The 21,250-nt window shown below is 68.1% G+C and carries 13 protein-coding genes and 1 pseudogene; 3 read left to right on the top strand and 11 right to left on the bottom strand.

Going from position 1 to position 21,250, the window contains the following annotated elements; genetic code table 11:
• Window positions 1-56: 56 nt before the first annotated feature.
• The 3 genes and pseudogenes from ACQEVO_RS15655 (at window position 57) to ACQEVO_RS15645 (ending at window position 3,617) form a co-directional block, all read left to right on the top strand.
• Window positions 57-1,868 carry a hypothetical protein gene (locus ACQEVO_RS15655; protein ID WP_432913604.1) on the top strand — a complete coding sequence of 604 codons (1,812 nt, stop codon included), beginning with the start codon at window positions 57-59 and terminating at the stop codon, window positions 1,866-1,868.
• A gap of 337 nt (window positions 1,869-2,205) precedes the next feature.
• A pseudogene (locus ACQEVO_RS15650) lies at window positions 2,206-3,373 on the top strand (IS3 family transposase).
• Between the two features lie 16 nt (window positions 3,374-3,389).
• Window positions 3,390-3,617, top strand: a complete 228-nt coding sequence (locus ACQEVO_RS15645) for a hypothetical protein (RefSeq protein WP_432913602.1) — start codon at window positions 3,390-3,392, stop codon at window positions 3,615-3,617.
• Window positions 3,618-4,643: 1,026 nt separating this feature from the next.
• On the opposite strand, the gene mobF is transcribed toward ACQEVO_RS15645, so the two are convergent.
• The 11 genes from mobF to ACQEVO_RS15590 all read right to left on the bottom strand — a co-directional run bounded on the left by mobF (window position 4,644) and on the right by ACQEVO_RS15590 (window position 21,215).
• Window positions 4,644-10,910 (bottom strand): MobF family relaxase, encoded by a 6,267-nt coding sequence (mobF, locus tag ACQEVO_RS15640; protein ID WP_432913600.1) that lies wholly within the window; start codon window positions 10,908-10,910, stop codon window positions 4,644-4,646.
• A gap of 432 nt (window positions 10,911-11,342) precedes the next feature.
• Window positions 11,343-12,083: a hypothetical protein gene (locus tag ACQEVO_RS15635; RefSeq protein WP_432913599.1), complete on the bottom strand. Its 741-nt coding sequence runs from the start codon at window positions 12,081-12,083 to the stop codon at window positions 11,343-11,345.
• Window positions 12,084-12,233: 150 nt separating this feature from the next.
• Window positions 12,234-12,527: a hypothetical protein gene (locus ACQEVO_RS15630; protein ID WP_432913597.1), complete on the bottom strand. Its 294-nt coding sequence runs from the start codon at window positions 12,525-12,527 to the stop codon at window positions 12,234-12,236.
• A gap of 149 nt (window positions 12,528-12,676) precedes the next feature.
• Window positions 12,677-14,269 (bottom strand): hypothetical protein, encoded by a 1,593-nt coding sequence (locus ACQEVO_RS15625; RefSeq protein WP_432913595.1) that lies wholly within the window; start codon window positions 14,267-14,269, stop codon window positions 12,677-12,679.
• A gap of 360 nt (window positions 14,270-14,629) precedes the next feature.
• Window positions 14,630-15,109 carry a single-stranded DNA-binding protein gene (locus tag ACQEVO_RS15620; RefSeq protein ID WP_432913593.1) on the bottom strand — a complete coding sequence of 160 codons (480 nt, stop codon included), beginning with the start codon at window positions 15,107-15,109 and terminating at the stop codon, window positions 14,630-14,632.
• 235 nt (window positions 15,110-15,344) lie between these two features.
• Complete coding sequence (dprA, locus tag ACQEVO_RS15615; protein WP_432913591.1) at window positions 15,345-16,217, bottom strand: DNA-processing protein DprA; 873 nt, start codon at window positions 16,215-16,217, stop codon at window positions 15,345-15,347.
• 255 nt (window positions 16,218-16,472) lie between these two features.
• A complete protein-coding gene (locus tag ACQEVO_RS15610; RefSeq protein WP_432913589.1) occupies window positions 16,473-17,105 on the bottom strand; it encodes a hypothetical protein in 633 nt (210 codons plus the stop codon).
• Between the two features lie 160 nt (window positions 17,106-17,265).
• Window positions 17,266-17,760 carry a hypothetical protein gene (locus tag ACQEVO_RS15605; RefSeq protein ID WP_432913587.1) on the bottom strand — a complete coding sequence of 165 codons (495 nt, stop codon included), beginning with the start codon at window positions 17,758-17,760 and terminating at the stop codon, window positions 17,266-17,268.
• A 103-nt stretch (window positions 17,761-17,863) separates the two neighbouring features.
• Window positions 17,864-19,366, bottom strand: coding sequence for a YifB family Mg chelatase-like AAA ATPase (locus ACQEVO_RS15600; RefSeq protein WP_432913585.1), 1,503 nt, complete (start codon window positions 19,364-19,366; stop codon window positions 17,864-17,866).
• Window positions 19,367-19,753 (bottom strand): YraN family protein, encoded by a 387-nt coding sequence (locus ACQEVO_RS15595; protein WP_432913583.1) that lies wholly within the window; start codon window positions 19,751-19,753, stop codon window positions 19,367-19,369.
• Between the two features lie 310 nt (window positions 19,754-20,063).
• A complete protein-coding gene (locus ACQEVO_RS15590) occupies window positions 20,064-21,215 on the bottom strand; it encodes a DUF4192 domain-containing protein (protein ID WP_432913581.1) in 1,152 nt (383 codons plus the stop codon).
• Between the last annotated feature and the right edge of the window lie 35 nt (window positions 21,216-21,250).

The following is a 21,250-nucleotide window of genomic DNA, read 5'->3' as shown; positions in this document are numbered from 1 at the left end:
CGGCACCAGTCCCAATGATGTGCTCGGTTGAGCACCACCGAAACGAGCTACCCGACATGACAACAACACTCGACCAGATCAGCCCCATCGGATACCACGGCGACGACCCCACCGTGGCCGCACTACGCGACTCGATCTACGGCCCGCACCTGGCGACCCACCACAAAGCCCGCGAGATCATCCTCCGACTCGGCGACGTCCCCCAGGACCACCTATCTTATGCACTGGAGGCCGGTATCGCCCCGGACCTGCTGCACAGGGTGCTGTCCGAGGTCGGTGTCCCTGCACGCGAGATCACTGCCGACGCTCACCTGCGGGGTGCGCTGGGCGACTGGGCCGCGGTTGCCGCGCCGCACCTGCTGACGGTGTGGACCGGGCATTTCGACCTCTCGATCGGCGCGATAACGACCCACGGCACCGGCGCCCCCTACCAACAGGGGTGCCTGGCCGACCTCGACACCGGCGCCGCGGTCGGTGTCCTCGCCCTGACCGAGCTCGGCGGCACCAATGGCGCCGACCAGCAGATGCAGGCGGTCTGGAATCGCGACGCGGACGGGTTCTGGCTGTGGACTCCGACGCGCGGGGCAGTGAAAGGCCCGCCGAATATCGCCGACACGACAGTGCCGAAGATCGTAGTGTTCAGCGCCCGCCTGATCGTCGAGGGCCGCGACGAGGGTGTGTTCCTATTCCTGTCACGCCTGCGCACCCTCGACGGCGGATTGGCCGAGGGTGTCGAGGTGGGCGAGATGTCCAGCAAACTCGGCGCCGCCATGGACCACGGGTGGGTACTGGCCGACCGGCTGTTCGTGCCGCGGGAAGGTTTCCTCGGCGGGGAGTGGGCCACGATCACCGCCGAGGGCGAGTTCCGCTGCGACGAACCCGATTTGCGACAACGCTGCCATCGCTCCATCAGCCCACTGGTCGGTGGCCGTCTCGACCTGGCCACCGCCAATATCGCTGCGGCCCGCGCGGGAGTCGCGGGTCTGATCAACTACAGCAGGCAGCGGCCTCACGGTCACAGTGACGTTTTGCAACGTGACCTGGTCACCTCCGCTGCGCACGTCTACGCGGGCAGTGTACTGGGACGGCTGGTCCGCCACCTGAGCGCCGACTACGCCTACCAGGACCGGCTGCCCCCGTGGATGACGGTGGTCAAACCCATCCTGACCACCATCGCCGAGAAAGCCCTGCGCACGTGTAGCGCTCGTGCGGGTGCCCAAGGACAACTGCGCTGCAACTACTATCCCGACTGGATCGCCGGCGCTCGCGGTTCCAAAACCGCCGAAGGCGACACCCAAGTCCTGGAAAAGGCCGCCGGACGTACCCATCACGCCCTGTCGACGCTGAAGCTGCCCAGCACCCCGGCAGTGTTGCCGTGGTGGCTCGACATGATCATCACCCGCGAGACGACCCTGGCCACCGACCTCTACACCGCCCCTGGCGTCGAACAGGCGGGCGAAAAGTACGAACCCGACGGCACCGCCCTGGGGATCGACTCGACCAGGGTCGACCTCGCCCGCACCACAGGTGTCAGGCTCGTGGCGACCGCCGCGCTGATTGCCGCGGAGCAGGCCTCCGACCCGGGCTCCCGCACCGTGGCCCGAGCCTGTGCGGCGGTGGTGGCACTCACCTACCTCGACCGGCACAGCGGCTGGTACAACGCCCACCGGAACCAGTCCCCGGACCTAGCCGAGGAGATACACGACGAACTGCGATGCAACCGGTTAATCGTCGCCGCGAACCAGATCCTGCTGGCCGCCGCATTCGATATCCCAGAACTCCCGGACGCTCCGATGTTCGCCCCCGACTTCCTGCAGGCGTGGAGCGACCGAGCTGGGTGGGACGAGACGAAATTCGCTACCCGATGACTCCGTACCGTACGCGTGCGGGGATGGCCGATTGTGATCGGTGGCGATCCTGGCACGCCGACTGCGGCGAGGGGGAGCCTTCCTTCGCCTGCTACGAGGAGGCGGATTTCGTCCGTCGGCTGCACGGCGGCCACGGGGCGGAATGCGTGCGATTCACTGCCGCAGTCGCCTGGCTCGATGGTCAGTCCGACGACGACTACGCATAGCTTGGGGTTGCGGAGATGATCGTGCGTTCGCTGGCCATGCATCAACTGCTGCACCACACCCGTCCGGGCTGCTGCACGGATAGGTGACATCGATCTGGCTTGCCGATAGGCGAGCCTGGAAGGATGTCACTGTGCCCAAGCCCTATCCCCAGGAGTTCCGCGACGATGTTGTCCGGGTCGCTCGCAACCGTGAGGACGGCGTGACGCTGGACCAGGTCGCGGCCGATTTCGGGGTGCATCCGGTGACGCTGTCGAAATGGATGCGTCAAGCCGACGTCGATGACGGGACTAAGCCGGGGACCAGCAGCGGCGAGTCCGCTGAACTGCGCGAATTGCGGCGCCGCAACCGCCTGCTCGAGCAGGAGAACGAAGTGTTGCGCCGTGCGGCAGCGTATCTGTCGCAAGCTCATCTTCCGGGAAAAGGCTCTACCCGCTCGTGAGCGAGCTCGCCGCCGACGGGATTCCCGTCGTGGTGACGTGCCGGGTCCTGCAGCTTGCTCGACAGCCTTATTACCGCTGTTGAACAGCCCAATCATCGACTCCGAACTCGTCGAGGCATATCGGTCGAATGCCTTGTTCGACGCCCATCACGATGACCCGGAATTCGGGTATCGGTTCCTCGCCGACGAGGCCGGTGTCGCGGGTGAGTCGATGGCAGAGCGGACCGCCTGGCGGATCTGCTCGACCAATCGCTGGTGGAGCCGGTTCGGCAAACGCCGACGCGGGAAATCCGGGCGGCCTGGTCCGCCGGTCGATGACGATCTGGTCCATCGTGTGTTCACCGCGAAGGATCGGAATCGGTTGTGGCTGGCCGATATCAGCGAACACCGAACCGGTGAAGGCAAGCTCTATATCTGCGCGATCAAAGATGTGTTCTCCAACCGGATCGTGGGCTATTCGATCGACTCGAGGATGAAGTCCCGGCTCGCGGTCACCGCGTTGAACAGTGCTGTCGCCCGCCGTGGTGAGGTCGCCGGCTGCATAGTCCATACCGACCGCGGGTCGCAATTTCGTTCCAGGCGTTTCGTTCACACCCTGAACCGGCACCGGATGGCCGGGTCGATGGGCCGCGTCGGCGCGGCCGGTGACAATGCGGCGATGGAAAGCTTCTTCAGCCTCCTGCAACGCAACGTGCTGGACCGGCAGCGGTGGGATACCCGCGAACAACTACGGATCGCGATCGTGACCTGGATCGAACGGACCTACCACCGCCGACGCCGCCAAGCCCGCCTGGGCCGGTTGACCCCGGTCGAATACGAAGCGATCATAACCCCAGCAGCAGCCGGTCAGGCTGCCTAACCATTGTCACCTGATCGTGCAGCAGCCCCTAGTGCCGACCGAACGGATGTACTTGCTGAGCCTGGGCAGCCAGCAACAGGACTCCCACATCCACTGGCAGATCGCGCCCTTGCCGCCCGGGGTGCCCTACTCCGACCAGCAACATCACATCCTCTCTCCCGGCAACAGTGCTGTGCCCTGGACCTATGAGCAAGCTGTCGGGCTGGCCGATCAGATCCGCGCCGCGCTGGCCCGGCCGCAATGAGCCCGGCCCCTGGGCCACACGCGCATTTTCCTGCCGCACCCGCATGGGTAGGCAGAGCCCTTCAGGATGGTAGGGCGGAATGTGGCCGGTCGGGGTGACCGTGGCTATCGCTGTGGCGTGACGCCGCTGAAACAGTTTCGGCCGGACCCGGCTCGGGGCGCCATCGGCCACGGTGAGCACACGCGCCAACGGTGGAGCGGTCCTGCCTGCAGGTGGGCATCGACAGCCCGTAGTCAGCGCGACAGCGGAAGTTCCGGGCAGTGTGCCAGGTGTTCGAGGGGGACGGTGATCGAGTAGGGGCGGCGTAGCGCGTCTCGGGCTCAGAGCAGGTGAACGTAGGCGGTGCTCTGACCGACAATGCCGGGGTGCTGGTCGACCGGTACGACACCGAGTTTGGTTTGCCAATGCCGGGAGAGTTTTTCCAGGGTTTCGAGGTGCTGCATGGGTTCGGCGGGTTCGGGCAGCGGAGGAGGGGTCCAGTAGTACGAGGCCGTTGTGGCCGGGCGGCATGCGGTGGATCACTTCGGCGACCATCGCACGCCGAGGTCGTGGCCATGGAGTGGGTCGAGCACCGCGGCGGACAGGACCAGAGCACGGCGTCGGTGACCGGCTCGCGGAACTGGTTGGCGACTTCGGGTGCGATCGACCCACTGTCGAAGACGAGGCAGAACTCGCTGGCTTCCTGTGATTAATCGTCGAGTTCTTCGTTGGGAAACGAGCCCTCGCCGAGCTGTACGGTCAGGAATTGGCAGCAACCGACATAGATTCGGAGTAGTGGAGCTGGTCGGTCTCCTCGGCCGACATGAGCAGCTGCGTGTACCAGTCCAGCAGGAATCGCTGTCGATCTCATTGCCGCTGCGGTAGCGCACCATCGGGCCGTGCAAGGTTGCCACGTCCGACCCCGCCGCATCAATCACGGTCGCCAGCTCTCGGGGTTGTCGGAGCACGCAGCCCAGCTCCACTACACCATCGTCGATGTCGGCCTTTCATCGGCAATTGTCTCAGGTGTCGGTGGCGAGCAAGGGATCATAAGCCCAGGTCGGCTTCGGGGCTGCGCGCGGTGCGGGGCTCGGGGTCGTAGCGGTCTGTGGCGTCAGGGCCGATCGGTTGATGCCGCCGCCACCGTTGTTCGGCTGCGTGCTGGCGGGGTGACAGCGCGGCGCGCCGCTGTTGCTCGTCGTGCAGCTCGGTCAGTTGGTGTTCGATGTCGTGGGTGCGGTCCCGGATTTCGCGAGTGAGGTCGGCGTCCTTGTCGATTCCGGCGGTTGGGGGGATTCGATTGGCGGCGGGGGCGGGCTGGGTCAGGACGTTGTCCCAGCGTTCGGGCGGTCCGGCCAGATGCAGTGCGTGGCGGTGGGCGGTGCGGGCGGCGGTGCGGGCAGTGTCACGGGCGTCGGCGGCGTCGCGCTGTGCGGTGATGAGGGTATCGACGCGGGTGCGCAGGGCTCGGCGGTCGGCCCGCTTGTAGCTGGGGGTGTTGTTGAGTTCGGTGCGGGCGGCGTGTAGAGCGCTGCCGGCGGCGTGGACGGCGCGGTCGGCAGCGGCGAGGTCCTGGCCGGCCGTGCGGGCAGCGCGGATCGCGTCTTGGGCGGTGTAGTGGCGGCGTTGGGCTTCGGCGGTGCCGGCGAGACTGCTGGGCCGGGATGCGGGCGGGTTGAACACGTCGGTGTCGGTGTCGGTGAGTGCGAGACGCTGCTGCAACGCGTCGATGCGATCGCTGAGTTCGGTGTCGGTGAGCGCGAACAGCGGATTGTCGGAGGCCGTATCAGGGGTCGACGGTTCGATATCGCTACCGGGCTGTGCATGTGTGTGCTGTGTTTCGGCGGCGCGCGGTGCGGGGTTTTCCGGCTTTCGGGGATCTTCGGCCGCGTCCAGGCCGCGGCGGGTGACCCAGTCGCTGAGGGTGAATCGGGCTGAGAGTGATAGGCGAACCCAGTCACGTCGAAGGAAGGCCAGCGCCTCGGTGGGTGTGCGGGTGCCGGCGATGTGGGCGGCGCGGGCGGTGATGCGTTCGTCAGGATTATGAGGGGGAATGCCGGTGACGCCGGTGTCGCGGCAGTCACCGCAGAGCCCGTCGTCATGGGGTGTGTCGGAGGTGGTGTGGTCGGGTCGCGGCCTGTGGTCGGCGAGAGCGCGCTCTACTCCGCATTCGACGCAGGGTAGGTCGCGCAGGGGTTCGAGCAGCATTCGCTCGTGGTCCCCGCCGCTTCCGTACGGTGCTGGGTCGTGCAGCGGCGGCAGGCTGAGCGGGCCGTCCGGTCCCTGCCGTCCTCCGGGTTCGCGGTCGATGCGGCGGTCTCCGGACCAGCGTGCGGCCACCGCGTCGGGCCGCTGCGTGCGGTCATCGGTTTCTTGGGCGGGCGGGATGCGGTCGCCGGCCCAGGGTTCGGTGAGGTCGGGCCGGTGCTGGAAGTAGCGGTCGGTGCTGCTGGGGCCGGTTCGGTGCGGGTCCGATGGGACCCTCCTGGTCGGGTCTATCCAGCGGCGGTCGTCGCGTGGGGGTTGCCAGCCGTCGTTGTTGCGGTCGTGGCGGTAGAGCCCGGGGTCGGTGTCGGGAGTGCAAGCTTCGATGACCGCGCGGAGTTCCGGGTTCTGTTCGGCCGCCCATTTCAGGCGGGCGCGGGCGATAGGGAAGGGGCGGGCGCGCAGGGTTGCTTCCACTTTCCGGATGGTGCGGCGATGCTGTTCGGGGACGTCGTCGAGTGCGTGGGCCGCTGCAGCGAGGTCACCCGAGGCGAACAGTGCGGTCACCCGGCCGACCTCGTCGGGAAGCCCTGCCTGGCCGGGACCGGTGGCCGATTCTGCTGGGCGTGTGTGTTCGGGTTCCGGTGCGGTGTTGTCTGATGGGCGGGGGTCGTCGACCATAATCTTCTCCGGTTGCAGGTCGTCGTGGTCGTCGGAATCAGGGAAGGGGACACCGGTCTCGGTGTGGTCCGGTGGCGGTTCTGTCGGGCCGGGGTCGTCCGGGTCGTGGTCGTGGAAGCGGTGATCGGCGCCGGGCCCGGTCCTTGTTGTGGCGTGCGGGCCGCGCGGCGACGCGTCCTGTCGTGCACCTGCGGAGAAGTGGCCGGTGGTGTCACCGGCGGGGGTGGGCCGGAGCAGCAACTCGATGCGCCAGGTGAGAGCGGTGACCAGGTCGGGCACCAGCAAGGCGGGTTCGGTGCCGGAGCGGGCGGCGGTGAGCAGGTCGTGGGCGGCCGACAACAAGTCGGAGGCGGTCCAACCGGTCCCGGTGCCGCGGTCGATAGCGGCGATCAGGCGCGGCCATCCGGCATCAGCGCGCACCGCGGACGCGACCTGCTCGCCGAGAACATCGGTGAGAACGTGGTTCCAGTCCGGGCTCAGACCGGAAGCACCTGAGGACTCGGAGACGGTGGTGTCCAGATCCAGACGTGACCACAGGGCGGCAGCCGGCATCTCGTCGGGCAGCGGACCGGCCGCGGCTGCCGCGGTGAGGAAGGACTCGATATCGATGCCGGCGCGGGACGCGGTGTCGAGGTTGGCCGCGACCACCGGCCAATACGGGTCGCTGGTGAGGCGGGGTTCGATCTGTTCCGCCAGCGGCGCCCACCGCCGGGATGGCGTGCTGATGTCGCCGAGCGCACCGGCGACCCGCTCATCGAGCACCTGCTGATGCTCGCGCTCGTTGCGGGCGAAACGCACCGGCCCAGTGGTACGCGGATCGGTCTCATCGACGTGCAACGCGGCCCGCCACACCGCCAGATCCGCCACCAACTCAGGGGCTGTCGGCAACAATGGCCGCGCCCATGTCGGCGCGGTTGCGGTGGTCCAGGCCCCTGCGTAGGTGCGGATCCGGCGTGCAAGATCGGCCACGATCCGGCACCTGGCGCGTACATGATCGGCCACCAACGAGTCGGAGAACGGCCCGGGCGGCAGGCCGATCCACGGCAACGGACCCGCCTCGACCGACCCGGTAGTGGGAGACAGGCGCCAGTGCAACACCGCGGCGACATCGTGCGCGGAGTCCAATTCCCGATCGGCCGCAGCCTCCAACAGGGCATCAACGGAATCGGTTCCCGATAGCGCAAGTACCGCCAACTGCTGGCGCAGGACCGGGTAGGCGGGGGCATCGGTGAGGTTCGGGTGCACGCGTTCGGCGGCGGCGTCGATGCGCGCCAGACCTGCTGTGCCGAGGGTTTCCTCGGCGTCGACACCGACGGTGTCGAGGTAAATGTCGAGAGCGCGACCGATCCGACGGAGCGGATCGGTGGCATCGCGCAGCATGGTGTGCGCGGATTTCTGTGCACCGTCGCGGGAGAGGATCGCCAGTAGATGCTCGACGGCGGTGCGCGGATACACCGCGGCGTAACTGAAGAACGAGCCCTCCGCACCCTGCAGCGCAGTCGGAACATAGGCATGGTTGCCGTGCAGGCCCCGGGTAAGCGCCACATACAGCTGCTGTCGTGATTCGCTGCCGGTGAGCGCGACATGACACGTATCGGCGGTGATTCCCTGCGCCGAATCGATCGTCGTCGCATACCCCAGCCGCACCGATTCGCGCACATACTCGCCCGGCAACCACACCTCAGGCCCCGCCGCCCCGCCCGCGCGGCGGTGAGTCGCGCTGAGACTGCCGTCGGCATGAACGGCGGTGACGGTCCAGGCGTAGCCGTTGCGCACCCAATCGCGTTCCCCGACCCGCAACCGGGGATTGTTGCGGCGCGTACGGATGACGTCGCTGACTGAGGCGCGTAGGCCGTCAGCGAGGACACATTCCGCGCCCGGATCGGTGCCGGCGCGGGTGAGGCGGTCGGCGCGGGCGCGGGCGTTGAGCGCGGCCACCACCTCGTGGGTTCCAGCCAGCATGATGGCGTCGCGGCCAGCGCGGTGGTCGGCGATCCAGGCGGTATAGGCGTCATCGTGGGTGGCGCCGGTGTGCCCGGCGTGGATGCGGTCGTTGTCCAGATACCAGCCGAGCGCGGCCGCATCCCCGTCGCGCAGTCGCAGACTCGCGGCGGATTCGGCGCGGGAGGCAAACCGCACCACATGCGTCAATGTGAGCGTGTGTTCGGGTGCGGTGGCGGCCATATCGGCGTCCGCGCCACCGGCACCGATCGCCGGGAGTTGGCGGTCGTCGCCGATACAGCGCACCGTCGCCCCCTGGTCGGTGAGGAACTGCAGCAACCGCAGGCGTTTGAGGTTGCCGACTTTGACGTGCTCGTCGATGATCACCAGCGTGTCCGCACCGATCTGCAACACCCACTCCGGTAACGGCGGCGGATGCAGCCGATAGGTGACGGGATTATCCGGCCCAGGGGTGTGGCGGGACAGGACGTCGAGGAGTTTGTCGACTGTTTCCACCCGTGCCCCGATGGAGTCGGTCAGCACCGCCGCCGCCGACGCGGTGGGCGCCAGCCCGAGCACGGTGCCGCCGTCGCGGCCCCAGGCGTCGGTCAGCACTTGCATCGCCGTGGTTTTTCCCGACCCTGCCGGGGCGTTCGCGGTCTGCACGCGCATCCCCGAGGTAGCGAAACCTTCGATCACCGCCACCTGCCCGGCATTCAGTGGCCGGTCCGGATTCGCCTCGTTGTAGCCGCGCACCGCTTTGGCGACAGTGCCCAGCGACAGCTGGCGCCCGCCGGCCTGATTTGCCAGCGCAATCAACGCCTTCTCGGTCGCTAGCACATCCGCGGAGGTGTAAAGGCGGGTACCGGCTACGGTGTGCACACCGTAGCCGTCTCGCCGCCGCAACGCCGCCGGCAGATTCCCGAGCACCGGCTGATCGGCGATATCGGGGTCGTCGACAGCGATCGCCCGCGTCGGGGACAAGGCTTCGGCGAGTACGGTTTCGGCGGTGTGTGCCCAGTCGCGACCCGCGATTTTCCCGCGAAGCTGGCGTTCGATTTCGGCCCGCACATGGTGGGTCTGCCAGGTTGAGCGCTGTTCGGAAACCACCTTGAGTACCCGTTGCGCGGTCGCAGCCACCTGCGCGGGCGTCAACGGCGGTCGTACCGGGCGTAGCGGATTGAACACCGTACGTAGCATCTCGGCGAGCGTCGCCCGCCCGCCCAGCTGTGCGAGCGCCTCGGTGCGCCAGTCGCGGCGTTGCTCGGCCCGCGACTGGGATTCGTGTTTACCTGGGCGGGTTTCCAAGGTGGCGCGGTCGGCCAGCCCGTACATTTCCGTGGCGATCGGCTCGCGGCCGTGCGTGCGCTGGAACGCCGCGGCCAGTTCGGCCAAGCGCCCGGTGATAGCGGCATCGCGACGCGACCAATGCGCAATCAACTTCACAGGGATGCCGACGATTTCGCGGATCGGGCGTTTGGTGGGGTCGCGGCCGGGCCGTTCGGCGAACTCCACACCCACCGTGTCTTGTAGGTGGTGTTCGAGGCGGGTGTTGTAGATCTCCGACACCGTGACTACGACCCGGTAGACCGCGGCACCGTCGAGGGTGCGCCAGCGGCCATCCGCAGTGCGGACCCGATTGGCGATCAGCACATGCGTGTGCAGATCCGGATCCCCGGCGCGGCTGTCTCGGTGGGTGAACCGGGCCGCAACCAGCCCGTCGACATCGACCTGCCGCACCCCGTTGCGACCCAACCGGGTGAAGGTCGCGTGCTGTTCGAGCCAGTCGAGCGCGTCGTCGACCGCTGCCTGATGCGCGGCCTCGATCTTCTCGGCGACTGCTCTGGGTGCCAGCGCCCACAGTGCCGACACGCTTTTGACCGGAGAAAAGGTGATGTCGAATCCCGCGACCGCGGTGGTCAGCCGCGAGTTCACCGCTACCCAACCGGATAGTTCCCGATCGTTGAGTGGGGGCCGACCGTACTGTTCGGTGAACATGTCGGTGGCCACCAGGGTGCGAATCCACTCCCGTTCTTCCTCGGGAATCGGTTCCTGCGGGTCTGCTCCGCGCATCGAATTGTAGGATTCGAATTCTTTCCGGCAGCGTTTCCGGAACTCGGAAACACCACCATAGAAGCGAAACGGATTCCCTAAACGCGATTCTGTTTCGGCCTTTTTGGTTGCTTCTTGGTGGGTGGCGCCGAGGCGGATCTGCTCGGCATAGACCTCTTTCTCGATGAGGTCAGCGTCCGGGTGACGACCCAACCCGAACAGCGATTTCATCTGCTCCTCGGCGACTTCCTGCCCTGTAGACAGACGCAACGCACCCAAACCCTTGCCGTGCCAGAGGCCCGCGGACTCCCCGTGCGCGGAATAGTAATCAGACAACGGCGACCGCCCGCGTGACGAGGAATCATTCGCGGCAACATTCCGTAGGTAATAGAGATAGCCATTGCCTGCCGCAACCTTGTGGATCGTCGCGGTCATATATTCAGTGAGCGCCCTTGCCTGCAAGTTGACAAGGTTCGAAAATCACGCAAAAATCGGTAAATCGAACAAACCCCCAGGTCGTTATCTGATTGCAATCCTGAATGCAAGAGGTCTGCTTGTTGAAAATGTGAGTGGTGGGGGTGGAGTGGGGGGAGAAGGGGTGGTGTGGTGGTGAGTGCGTGAGGAGAGGGGAGGGTGATGGTGTGTGGGAAGTGGTGGATGGCGGTTGAGGGGTGGGTTGGGGTTGCGTGAGTGCTCGCGATGGTGAGGTGGGTGGTCTCGAGTCGCGAAGGCGCGCGGACGCGCGACGGCGTTCGGCGAGTGCCGACGCGAGGAACGGATCTCGGATAGGCGAGCTCGGACGGCGGAGAGTGTGCTGCCGGGCAGGGCGGCCGACTGCTGCGGCTGCCCTGCCCGGCCTGGTTCTGGTCAGCGTGTTGTGGCCGTTGTGGTGTCGGGGGTGTGGGTGGAGGTGATGAGTTCGGGTCGGCGGTGGAGTTCGGCGGTGAGTGCGGTGGTGAGTTGCTCGCTGAGTGCGTTGTCGTGGCGGGTGCCGTCGCGTCGTATGGGGAGGCGGAGGGTGAGTGCGCCGAGTTCGGTGAGGTCGATGGTGACCGGTTCAGTGATGTAGTTGCCGAGGCCGATGCGTTCGATGGTGTGCTCGAGTTCGTCGCACCACCGCTGGTCGCTGCCGTATGCGCGGAGTGTGGCGATGAGTGTGCGCCGATGGTCGTCGACGGTGGGGTTGCCGGCCGGCGGGTAAGGGGTGTCGAAGTCGCCCCACTGCTCGATGATTGCGTCGCGTTCGATGGTGTGCGTGTCGTCGGGGATGAGGGAGAGGGGAGTGTGGCCGAGGCGGATCGCGGTGATGGCGGTGTCGAGGTGGGTTTCGATGAGGTTGCGGATTTGGGTTCCGGCTCGGTAGGTGTCGGGTTCGCCGTTGTTGCCGGTGAGGACGTCGATGGTGGCGGTGCGGGGGAGCGCGGCGAGGAAGTCGCTGAGGTCGATCGAGAATGTTTTGCTCTCGCGGGGGATCAGTGCGGTGAGCCCCACATGGTTGAGCGCTTCGCGGGCATAGTCGCCGTAGCCGACTCGTTCGTTGTGGCGCAGCAGTCGGGCGACGAGGATCGCGTTGTCGGTGTCGATGTCGTTGACTGTGGGTGCGGACATGAGTCTCCCTCGGTTTATTTGGGGGTGGAAGGTATGGGCGGGGTTGGCGCATACCGGGAACACGTCGGATGGCGGTGACGTGGAACCGAAGAGTGCCGGGATGGTCGCAGTGGTGGTTGCCCTGCGTGATAGCGATGGGTGGTTTCGGTTTCAGGGTGTGCGGAGCGGGATCCAGCCGTGGGAATCGCAGGCGTAGTGGCGGCCGTTGATCGCGACGATGTCTCCGACCGAGAGGGAACGCAGGCCGCTGTCGTACCAGGCGGAGGTGTGCGCGGTGTCGCTGGGGAAGTTCGGGTCGGGGTGGTCGTTGAACATGGCGAAGACGCGTTCGAGGAACTCGGTGTCGGAGGTTGTGGCGCCGCCGGTCAGGGTGCAGGTGTGGGCGAGGACCAGATGATCTTCGGGGCGGTAGTAACCGAGGCGGCCGGTGGCGTTGCAGAACACCGAGACCTCGGCCGTGCGGGGTTCGGAAGCGGGAGAGGGGAGTGCGCACGACGTCTCCAGAGCGTGAGGCGGGGCAAGTGGAGGTCCGGTCCGCCGCAGGAGCTCGACACTGCGGCGGACCGGAGAACGGGGTGATGCGAAGGGCAGGATCAGGCGGCGCGGCCCGGGCGGTCGCGGGGTTCGACGACGCCGAGGTCGATGCGGCACTGCGTGCAGTAGTTGTCGGCATGTACGACTCCGGTGCGGGCGCAGGCATCGCAGCGGCCGATCCGCTGCCCGGCCCCGAGCGCGGCGGGCCGCCGCCGTCGCGGCGTCGCCGGGCGGGCGGTGCGTGTGCGGGCGGGCTGATCGAGATGGGCGGCCATCCAGCGGGTGATGAGCCGCCAGGTCAGGCCGGAGTTGGCGGCGGCAGCGCGGATCCGTTCAAGTATGATGCGGACCTGCCCGGGGTGGGTGGCGGCGATGTAGGCGCACCGCGACTGGACGAACTCGTGTGTGCCCCATGGGCGGGGCAGTTCGGGTATGCCGGGGTGGCCGTCGGCGCGGCAGACGTCGCAGAGCCCGTCGTCGCTGACCAGTCGCCCGTCGCGGGAGTGGATGGCACGGCGGTCGGCCTGAGGGCGGTCGATCCAGCATCCGACGCACGGCCACCCGAGGTAGGGCACCATCGCGGCGAGATCGTAATCCAACCCCGAGCCCTCCCAGGTGAGCTCGGGGGTATCGAGGTCGCTGTAGGGCAGGAAGATGTCGTAGTCACTCGGCGTGGCGAGCCCGGTACGTCGAGCCGCGAACCGGGTCTGATCGATCGGGCTGATCCGCGCCCGCCGCACCGGCCTGCGCCGCTGGCGGTGGGCGGGTCCGTCGGCGGGTCCGGTGTCGACGCCGTGCTCGCGCAGGAACTGCGACGCGTCGGCGTCGAGCGCGCTGTGCCGGCCGGACCGGACGCGGTCGACGGAATTCGCTTCGGGGTCGAGGAGGTCGCGGTCGCGATCGGTGTATGCCTCGGCGATGTGCAGGAAGTAGCTGCGGTCCCAGAGCTGGGCCTGCACATGGCTCCACACCAGGTGTGCGGGTTTGCGCGGATCCGCGGCGGGGTTGGCGTCGCGGGGTTCGGGTTCGGTGTCGATCGCGAACAAGCGAGTGGCGGCGTAGGCGGCGAACTCGGCGTCGCGGCGGGCCGCGGTGCGGCGGTCTCGGTCGCGATGACGCAGGCTTACCCGCTCGGCCGGGGGCTGGGGTGTGCGGGCGCGGCGGGCGGCGATGGCCTCGGGCCGCAGCCGCGCGGCGTCGGTCTCCCGCGACGGGGTCGCGGTGAGCCGGTCGCGGTAGCGGTCGCGGCGCTCGCGCAGCGAGCGGGTCACCCACTCGGCGGCCTCGATCGACACCTCGTGGGTCTCGGGCATGCTCGGGATATGCAGGCCTGGGTCGGAGTCGGTGGTCAAATCGATGACCATGTCCCGCCACTCCGGGCGGCTCTTGGCCATCCACCCGAGTTTACGGGCGGCCACCGGCCACGGCTGACGAGACAACAGGTCGACGACCCGATCGAGGAACTCGCGCTCAGCGGTCGTGGCAAGGGCGAGGGCAGCGCGGAAACGTTCACGAGCCTCATCCGGGTCCACCCCGAGCAGAGCACCGACCTCACACAGCGCGTCAGTGAAAAGCGAACCGGTGGTGCTGGCCTCGGAGGGGCGGGGCAGGTCGACGGTGTCGGTGGTGGGTGCAGTGAGTGCAGCGGTCATGACGATTCCTTTCGGTCGGAGAAAGACGACACAGCCCCGTACCGGGAGATCTCGTGCACGAAACGCACGAGCCCCGGAACGGGGCTGGGTGGCTGGTCGGCTGACCCGCCTGAGTGCGACCCGACCGGGGTGGGGCCCCGACACGGCGCAGGGAACGCGCCCCAGCGGGCGGCATCGAATTTCCGCGCACGCGCATACCCACTGGCGCGGGAGTCGGAGACGGGGCGCCGGGGAAATTCGATGGTGACCGGGCGCGGGCCCGCAGCCGTGGCGGGGCCACACCCCGGTAGCACTCAGCCAGGCGGGGCAGTCGGCCAGACAGCCAGCCCACCCCAACGCAACCATCCAGCCGAGCCGGGGTCAGAACCCCGGCTCGGCACCCCACGGGTCGGCGCTGCCCGCGCCGGCGGCGACCAATTCCCGCGCCGTATCGTTCTCGCCGCCGCTGGTCCCGGTGGGTTCACCGGTGTTGCGGCGCGGAGCGCGCTGTACTTTCGCGGTTGCGAATTTCAGCGAGGGGCCGATTTCGTCGACCTCGAGCTCGACCGTGCTGCGGTTGTGTCCGTCGGGGGTCTGCCAGTTGCGTTGCTTCAGTTTGCCCTCCACGATCACGCGCATTCCGCGGCGCAGGGTTTCGGCGACGTTCTCCGCCGCCTCGCGCCACACGGTGCAGCGCATGAACAGCGCGGTGCCGTCCTTCCACTCGTTGGTAGAGCGGTCGAAGACCCGCGGCGTGGACGCCACGGTGAGGTTGCAGACCGCCACCCCGCTCGGGGTGAAGCGGAGCTCAGGGTCTGCCGTCAGGTTCCCCTTGATTGTGATGATGGTGTCGTCGGGCATAACAGGTGACCTTTCGTCGTCGGGTGAACCGAAACCCCGTACAGCAGGGGAGATCGGTGTACTAGGAGGCGGATCGAGTACAGGGCCGTGCCACGGCGGCTCACCGTCACTGGCCGACATCGGTCGCGGCACCGGGCAACCGGTGCCCGTTGCCGACCCTGTACCTCGGGTGGTTCGAGCCGTCGCAGAGCGAGCGGGCCCGGATCACCTGAGCGCGGAGACAGCCGAGGCGGATTTAGTCGGTCAGGGTGTCGAGGATGTGCTGGATGTCGGTGACCAGCTGGGCGCGGCCGTCGCGGATCATGGTGTGGCAGCCGGTGGATGCCGCCGAGTTGATCGGCCCCGGGACCGCGAACACGGGCCGAGCGAACCGGCCGGCCCACCTGACGGTGTTGGCCGACCCACTGCGAATACCGGCCTCCACCACCAACACGCTGCGAGCGAGCGCGGCGACAAGCCGGTTCCGGTCGAGGAAATGCTGCTTGCGGGCGACCACACCGGGCGGGTACTCGCTGACCACCAAACCCGATTCGGCGATCCGGTCCAGGAGGCGATCGTGCTGCGCGGGATAGGGCCGGTCGATGCCGCAGGCCAGCACCGCCACCGTGGTAGCGCCGACAGCAAGAGCCGCCCGATGCGCCATCCCATCGATACCGAACGCGGCACCGGAGACGATGGTCCAACCGCGGGCGGCGAGATCGCCGGCGAGTTCACCGGTCACCCGGTCGCCGTAGCCGGTACTGCAGCGCGAACCGATCACCGCAATGGAAGACTCGACCGCGGCATCCAGACGTGCAGGTCCCCGCGCCCACAACGCCACAGGATCACGGCCGGACGACTGCGGCGCAGCGAGCACCGTGAACCGATCTTTCGGCCATTCCGCGTCGTCGCGGGTGATGAGGCGGGCACCGATCTCGGTGGCGCGGTCGAGGTCGTCGGCCGCGGCCTGCCGCACAGTCGGCGGCACACCGAACACGCCCGGATCCTCGAGAACCCGAGCGACAGCCTCATCCAGGGCATACGCGCGCCACACCTGCTGCGCGGACGCGGTACCGGTGAGCGCGGCCCGCGCCAGAATCGCCCACGGCAGGCGACGCGGATCAGCCATGACGAATCACCCCGACGGCGCGGGGATCGGGCACGGCAACGGACATGACAAGGACCTCCTACAAACCAGGGAGCGGGAACGGCGACAAACTTCGAAGAGGAGGTCGCCGGGGCGCGGCGGCAGCGTTGAACTGGGCCGCGGTGTTGAACGCAGAACCGGTGAACGCGATGCCGCCGACACCCGCGGGTGCCCCGGCTGTGTCCGCGGCACGGCGGGTGTCGACCTGCCGGATCGAGCCAGCCGGAATGGCCGTCCTTACGCGGCGGCCACCAGGTCGCGGCCGCGGAGGGGATCGGCGGCGGGGGAGCCGGTCGCTACGGGCGGCCGGGATTCGGGCCGATGGGTGCGCAGCCAGGCGGCGATGCGTGCGCGGTCGGGCAGCGGGCTGCGGCGAGCATGCTCACCGAGCAGCGAGACCACGCTGCCGGGATAACGTTCTGCCAGATGTGCGCAGAACACCTCGACCAGTTCGGTGTGGCCGTGCCCAAAGGGGTGCGGGGGCAGGCCGGGGCGGCCGTTGCTGCGGCAGTGATCGCACAACCCGTCGTCGCTCCGGCGTTGCCCGGTGACCGGGTCGATCGGGCGCGTATCGGCGAGCGAGCGTTCGATGAAACACCACACGCATCGCCAGCCCACGACCGGGGCAAGGGCCGAGGCATCGATATCGAAAGGATCCTCGCCACCGGCCGATACCGGGTCACGGTGCAGCAACGCTTCAGTGAGCAATGCAGCGAACTGCTCCGGATCCTCAGCCCCCACGCTGCCCGAGTCGGTGAGTCGCTGCCAGAGTGCCGACCAACGCTCCGCGCCGGCGCGAGAAACCTGGGTTGAAGCAGAAGTTGGTCCGGTGGGGTAGAGCGTGTCGAGAACCGCAGCGGGAACAGGCATGACAAATCCCTTCCAGGAAAGAACAAACGGCTGAGGAAGTCGCAGCGAACCAGGGATCACCGGCGATCGGCCGACAAGCGGAATCCTGGGTCCGGGACCGTAGAGCTAAGGGAGGTACGAAGCGGCCGCCGCGGCGGCCACGGTCGGGGTGCGCGCGGAATTACCGGTGGGGTGGGAGGTCATAGACGGTGACGGGAATCCCGCGGCGGCACAGACCGTGGGTGATCAGGGGTTCGATGACAGCCCACTGCCCTCCGGCGAGGCCGGTGCCTATCCGTGGCATATGGATCGAGGCGTCGAGGCTCGTGGCATAGTTGCCGAGACGGGTCAGGCAGCGGTCGAGGGCGTCGTAGCGGATCGGGATAACCGAGGAACCGGTGCGGCGGATGCCGTGCTGGGCGACCATGTTCGCGACATACAGCCCGTCGCCGACGGTGACGAGCTGCACCGCGCCGAGCGCGAAGTCGTTGGTCACACGGTGCCGATGCCAGTCCCGGTAGCAGTGTTCGGGTTGTGGCCAGCGCCGCGACACCGCCAGAACGAAGCCGCGGCCCCATCGCCCTTGATCGTTGACGATGTGGGCAATGATTCGGGGGCCGACACCAGTGGGCGCGGTGGCGTCGCCGGAACGGTGGGTGATCGTCGGCTTCGTCACGGTCACTCCTTTCTTGCTGGGCGCCCCAGTGCCAGGATCTCGGATCCGTGCGCCCGATCCCGGCGGGAGCGATGGCACTGGTTGATTGAGCAGATCGTGGCGGTCAGCGCCGGAACCGGAAGTCCAGTGCCGCCCTGATATCAGAGTCGGTGGGTTGCCTCCCGGCGCGCAGGTCACAGATCGTCCACGCGACCCGCAGAGCTCGATCAGCACCGCGGGCTGAGACACGGCCCATCCGGAGCGCGTCTTCGAGTGGGGCGGTTGCCTCGGGCGAGAGCGGGACCCGTCGACGCAGGACAGGACCGGGAACTTCTGCGTTCATGTCATAGCCGTCGGCGCGCCAGCGTTCGGCAGCGCGCCGGCGCGCCACGAGCACCCGCTCACGCACGGCGGCGCTGGTGTCCGGGTCGCCAGCGGCTGCGGTGCTGCCGGTGAGCGGGTGTGTCGGGGCTACCAGGTCGACGCGGTCGAGCAACGGCCCCGCCAGTCTCCCCAGATACCGGCGACGGGCCAGCGGCGCACAGACACAGTCGGTCTCGCGTGCCGACCCGCACGGGCACTTAGTCGCGGCGAGCACCATCTGGAAGCGGGCGGGGTAGCGGACGAGGCCGTCGGGTCGGGCGAGGCGCACTTCGCCGTCCTCGATCGGCGCGCGCAAGGCCTCAAAGACTCGGGTACTGAATTCGGGGCACTCGTCGAGGAACAACACGCCTCGATGCGCTCGGGCCACCGCCCCGGGCCGCGCGGCGACAGTGCCACCGCCGATCATCGCACTAACCGACACCGAGTGATGCGGCGCGATAAACGGTCTCGTCGACAGGCTGAGGTGATCGTCGTCGAGAGTGCCAGCGAGCGACTCGATCGCGGTGACCTCCAGCGCTTCGTCGGTCGATAGCGGTGGCAGCAACCCCGGAAGACACTGAGCCAGCAGTGTCTTCCCACTGTCTGCGGGGCCGATCAGCAGAAGGTGATGTCCACCGGCCGCCGCGACCTCCAGCGCCCACCGCGCCTCGCCCTGACCGGTGACACGACGCAAATCGCCCCGGTCACGAGGCGACACCGGCGCGCGGTCGGTGGGGCGGGTGAGCGTGCCCTGGCCGCGCAGCCACGCCAGGACCTGGCGCAGTGTGGCCGCGCCGAGCACCTCGATCCCGGTGACCAGGCGTGCTTCGGGTAGCGCCGCGGCGGGCACCACCACCGTGGTGTACCCGGCATTGCGAGCGGCGAGCACCGCGGGCAGGATCCCGCGCACTGCCCGCAGTCGGCCGTCGAGGGCCAGTTCCCCCAACAACACCGGCTCGGGCCGGCGCGCTGAGGGAATCATGTTGCCCGCAGTCAGTACCGCTGCGGCCACCGCGAGATCGAGAACGCTGGAGGGCACCGGCAGCCGAGCCGGTGAGAGCGTGATGATGACTCGGCCGTCCGGCCACGCCTCGCCGGAATTGAGCACGGCGGCGCGTACTCGGTCCCGGGTTTCCTGCCAGGCGCTGCCGGGCAGGTCGGGCAGGTGCAGCGACGGTAGTCCACGGCCGAGGTCGGCCTCGATGGTGACAATATGGCCGTCGACTCCGCGAAGTGCGATCGAGACTGCGTGTGCGCGGGTCATCTAGAACACCGCCTTGTGGTGTTCGATGCGAGGGTCGCTGTCGGTGCCGGCCACGACCGTGACCACGTCGAACCGGATGCGCTGCCAGGGACCGTCGGAGTCGGTGAGCCACAACAGCGCGAGCCGGCGGATCCGCCGGCGTTCGGTCGGCGACAGCAGCGCATCCGCCATGTTGCCGCCGGGTTGGGCAGGCTCGGCTGGCGTGGTGACAGTGACGAAGGCGGTGGTGCCCGCGTCGCGGGTTATCAGGTCGAGTCCGCCGTAGCTGCACTGCCAGTCACGGGACACGATCTCGATCCCGGCGGTCTGCAGAAACTGCTCCGCGAGATCCTTTCCGGTCGCGGGCAGTTCGCCGGTGGATTGTGGGGCGCGGGGATTATCGGACACAGCGCACCACCACGGTGGGAATCGTCGTGAGTAAAGACATGGCAACCTTCTGAATAGGGAGAGGGGGAACAGCACTGGCGGTGATTGCGGACCGGGGTTTCGCCGGCTGTGTCGATGCTCTGCGCCGATGGCCCGGACCGCGGAATGTCCGGGCCATCGGAGCGCACGGCTACGTCGGTGCGCTCAGGCCGTAGACGCTCACGTCGTCCATGGGCCGCGCGGTGAATTGCTCCTGCATCCACGTGGCATCGCCGAGCCTGGGACTACGCCTGTGCGGTGTCCGGCTCAGGTGCGGGCAGCCGGACCCTGGTTATTCGGCGGCGGGCATTGTGACACCGAGTTCGGTAGCGGCGTCGCGCCCGCAGCGGGCGAGATCCCGCAGTCGTTGCGGGTGTATCCCTGCTTCCAGCGCGACGTGCAGCAGTCGTGCCATCCGGTGTCGCGGATCGGCGTCGAGCGCGGCATCCAGGGCGATCCCGGCGAGCGGGCCGTCGCCGCGGACGTAGGCGAAATAGCCTAGAAGGGTCGCGGCCTCGGCCCGATCCTGGCCAGGCAGCGTCCGGGTCAGTTGTGCCCAGAGTTGTTCGGCGGCGTCGGCGTGCGGGCTGTCGGCGAGCGCGAAGAGCGCATCGCGCACCTCGTGATCGTGCAGGGCTACCGCGATCTCCGCGACTGCACGAGCCGGAGTCTGTTCACCGCGTTGCTGGCCGCGGATGTAGCCGAGGACTGTATCGAGTTGCGATCTCAGATAAAGCGTGTGATCGTTGCGGGCCTCGGCTGCGTGGGAGCGTCGGTTCGCCCGGGCCACGGCATCGGCCAATTCCGCCGACACATCTGCCTGCATCGCGGGGTCGGGGGTCACCTGTTCGGTGAGCGCGCTACGGGGGCGAGAGCCTATCGGTCGCCCGTCGAGCACGCGACCGAAGGTCACCAGGGAGGTGCCGGGGTCGAGAACGTGCCCGCTGTGTTGCGGGCCGCGCAGGCTCCACCACGGTTGTCCGGCAGCAATGGCCGGGACCGCCCATGCTGCTCGGACCGGAACACCGGCGGCCGCGAGCCGGTGCTCCAGATTGTCGAGGACCGGCTGCGGTGGCGGCGCCGCGGATTCGCCTGGCGGCTGCGCGGTGTCGTCGATGACGACCGCGAGAACCCCTACCACTTCGGGGCGCGCGCAGATCCGGGTGGCGGCCGCGGCGAGAGTCGCCGGATCGGCCGGGTCGCCGGTGTCTCGGTGATACAGGTCGAATCGGATCACCAGGTCGATCAACGCCTTGCCGGGTTTGCTGTCCGCCGCGCGCAGGACGGCAACGGCCAGGGAGCGTTCAGGGAGGAACCCGAGCATGGCCGGCAGGGCAGCGATGAACTCGCCCGGATCGTCCATGCTGGCAGGGGCGTGATCTGCGGGGTTCAGACCTGCGGGCCAGGTGTTTGCGGTGTTGGGATCGGGCTGTGCGGGCGTCATGGGTGAACTCCTGTCAGAGGGGTGAAGGTCGGTGG

It is taken from the genome of Nocardia sp. CA-290969, from assembly GCF_050936135.1.
Lineage (GTDB): Bacteria > Actinomycetota > Actinomycetes > Mycobacteriales > Mycobacteriaceae > Nocardia.
This window is presented reverse-complemented; position numbering and strand designations above follow the sequence as displayed.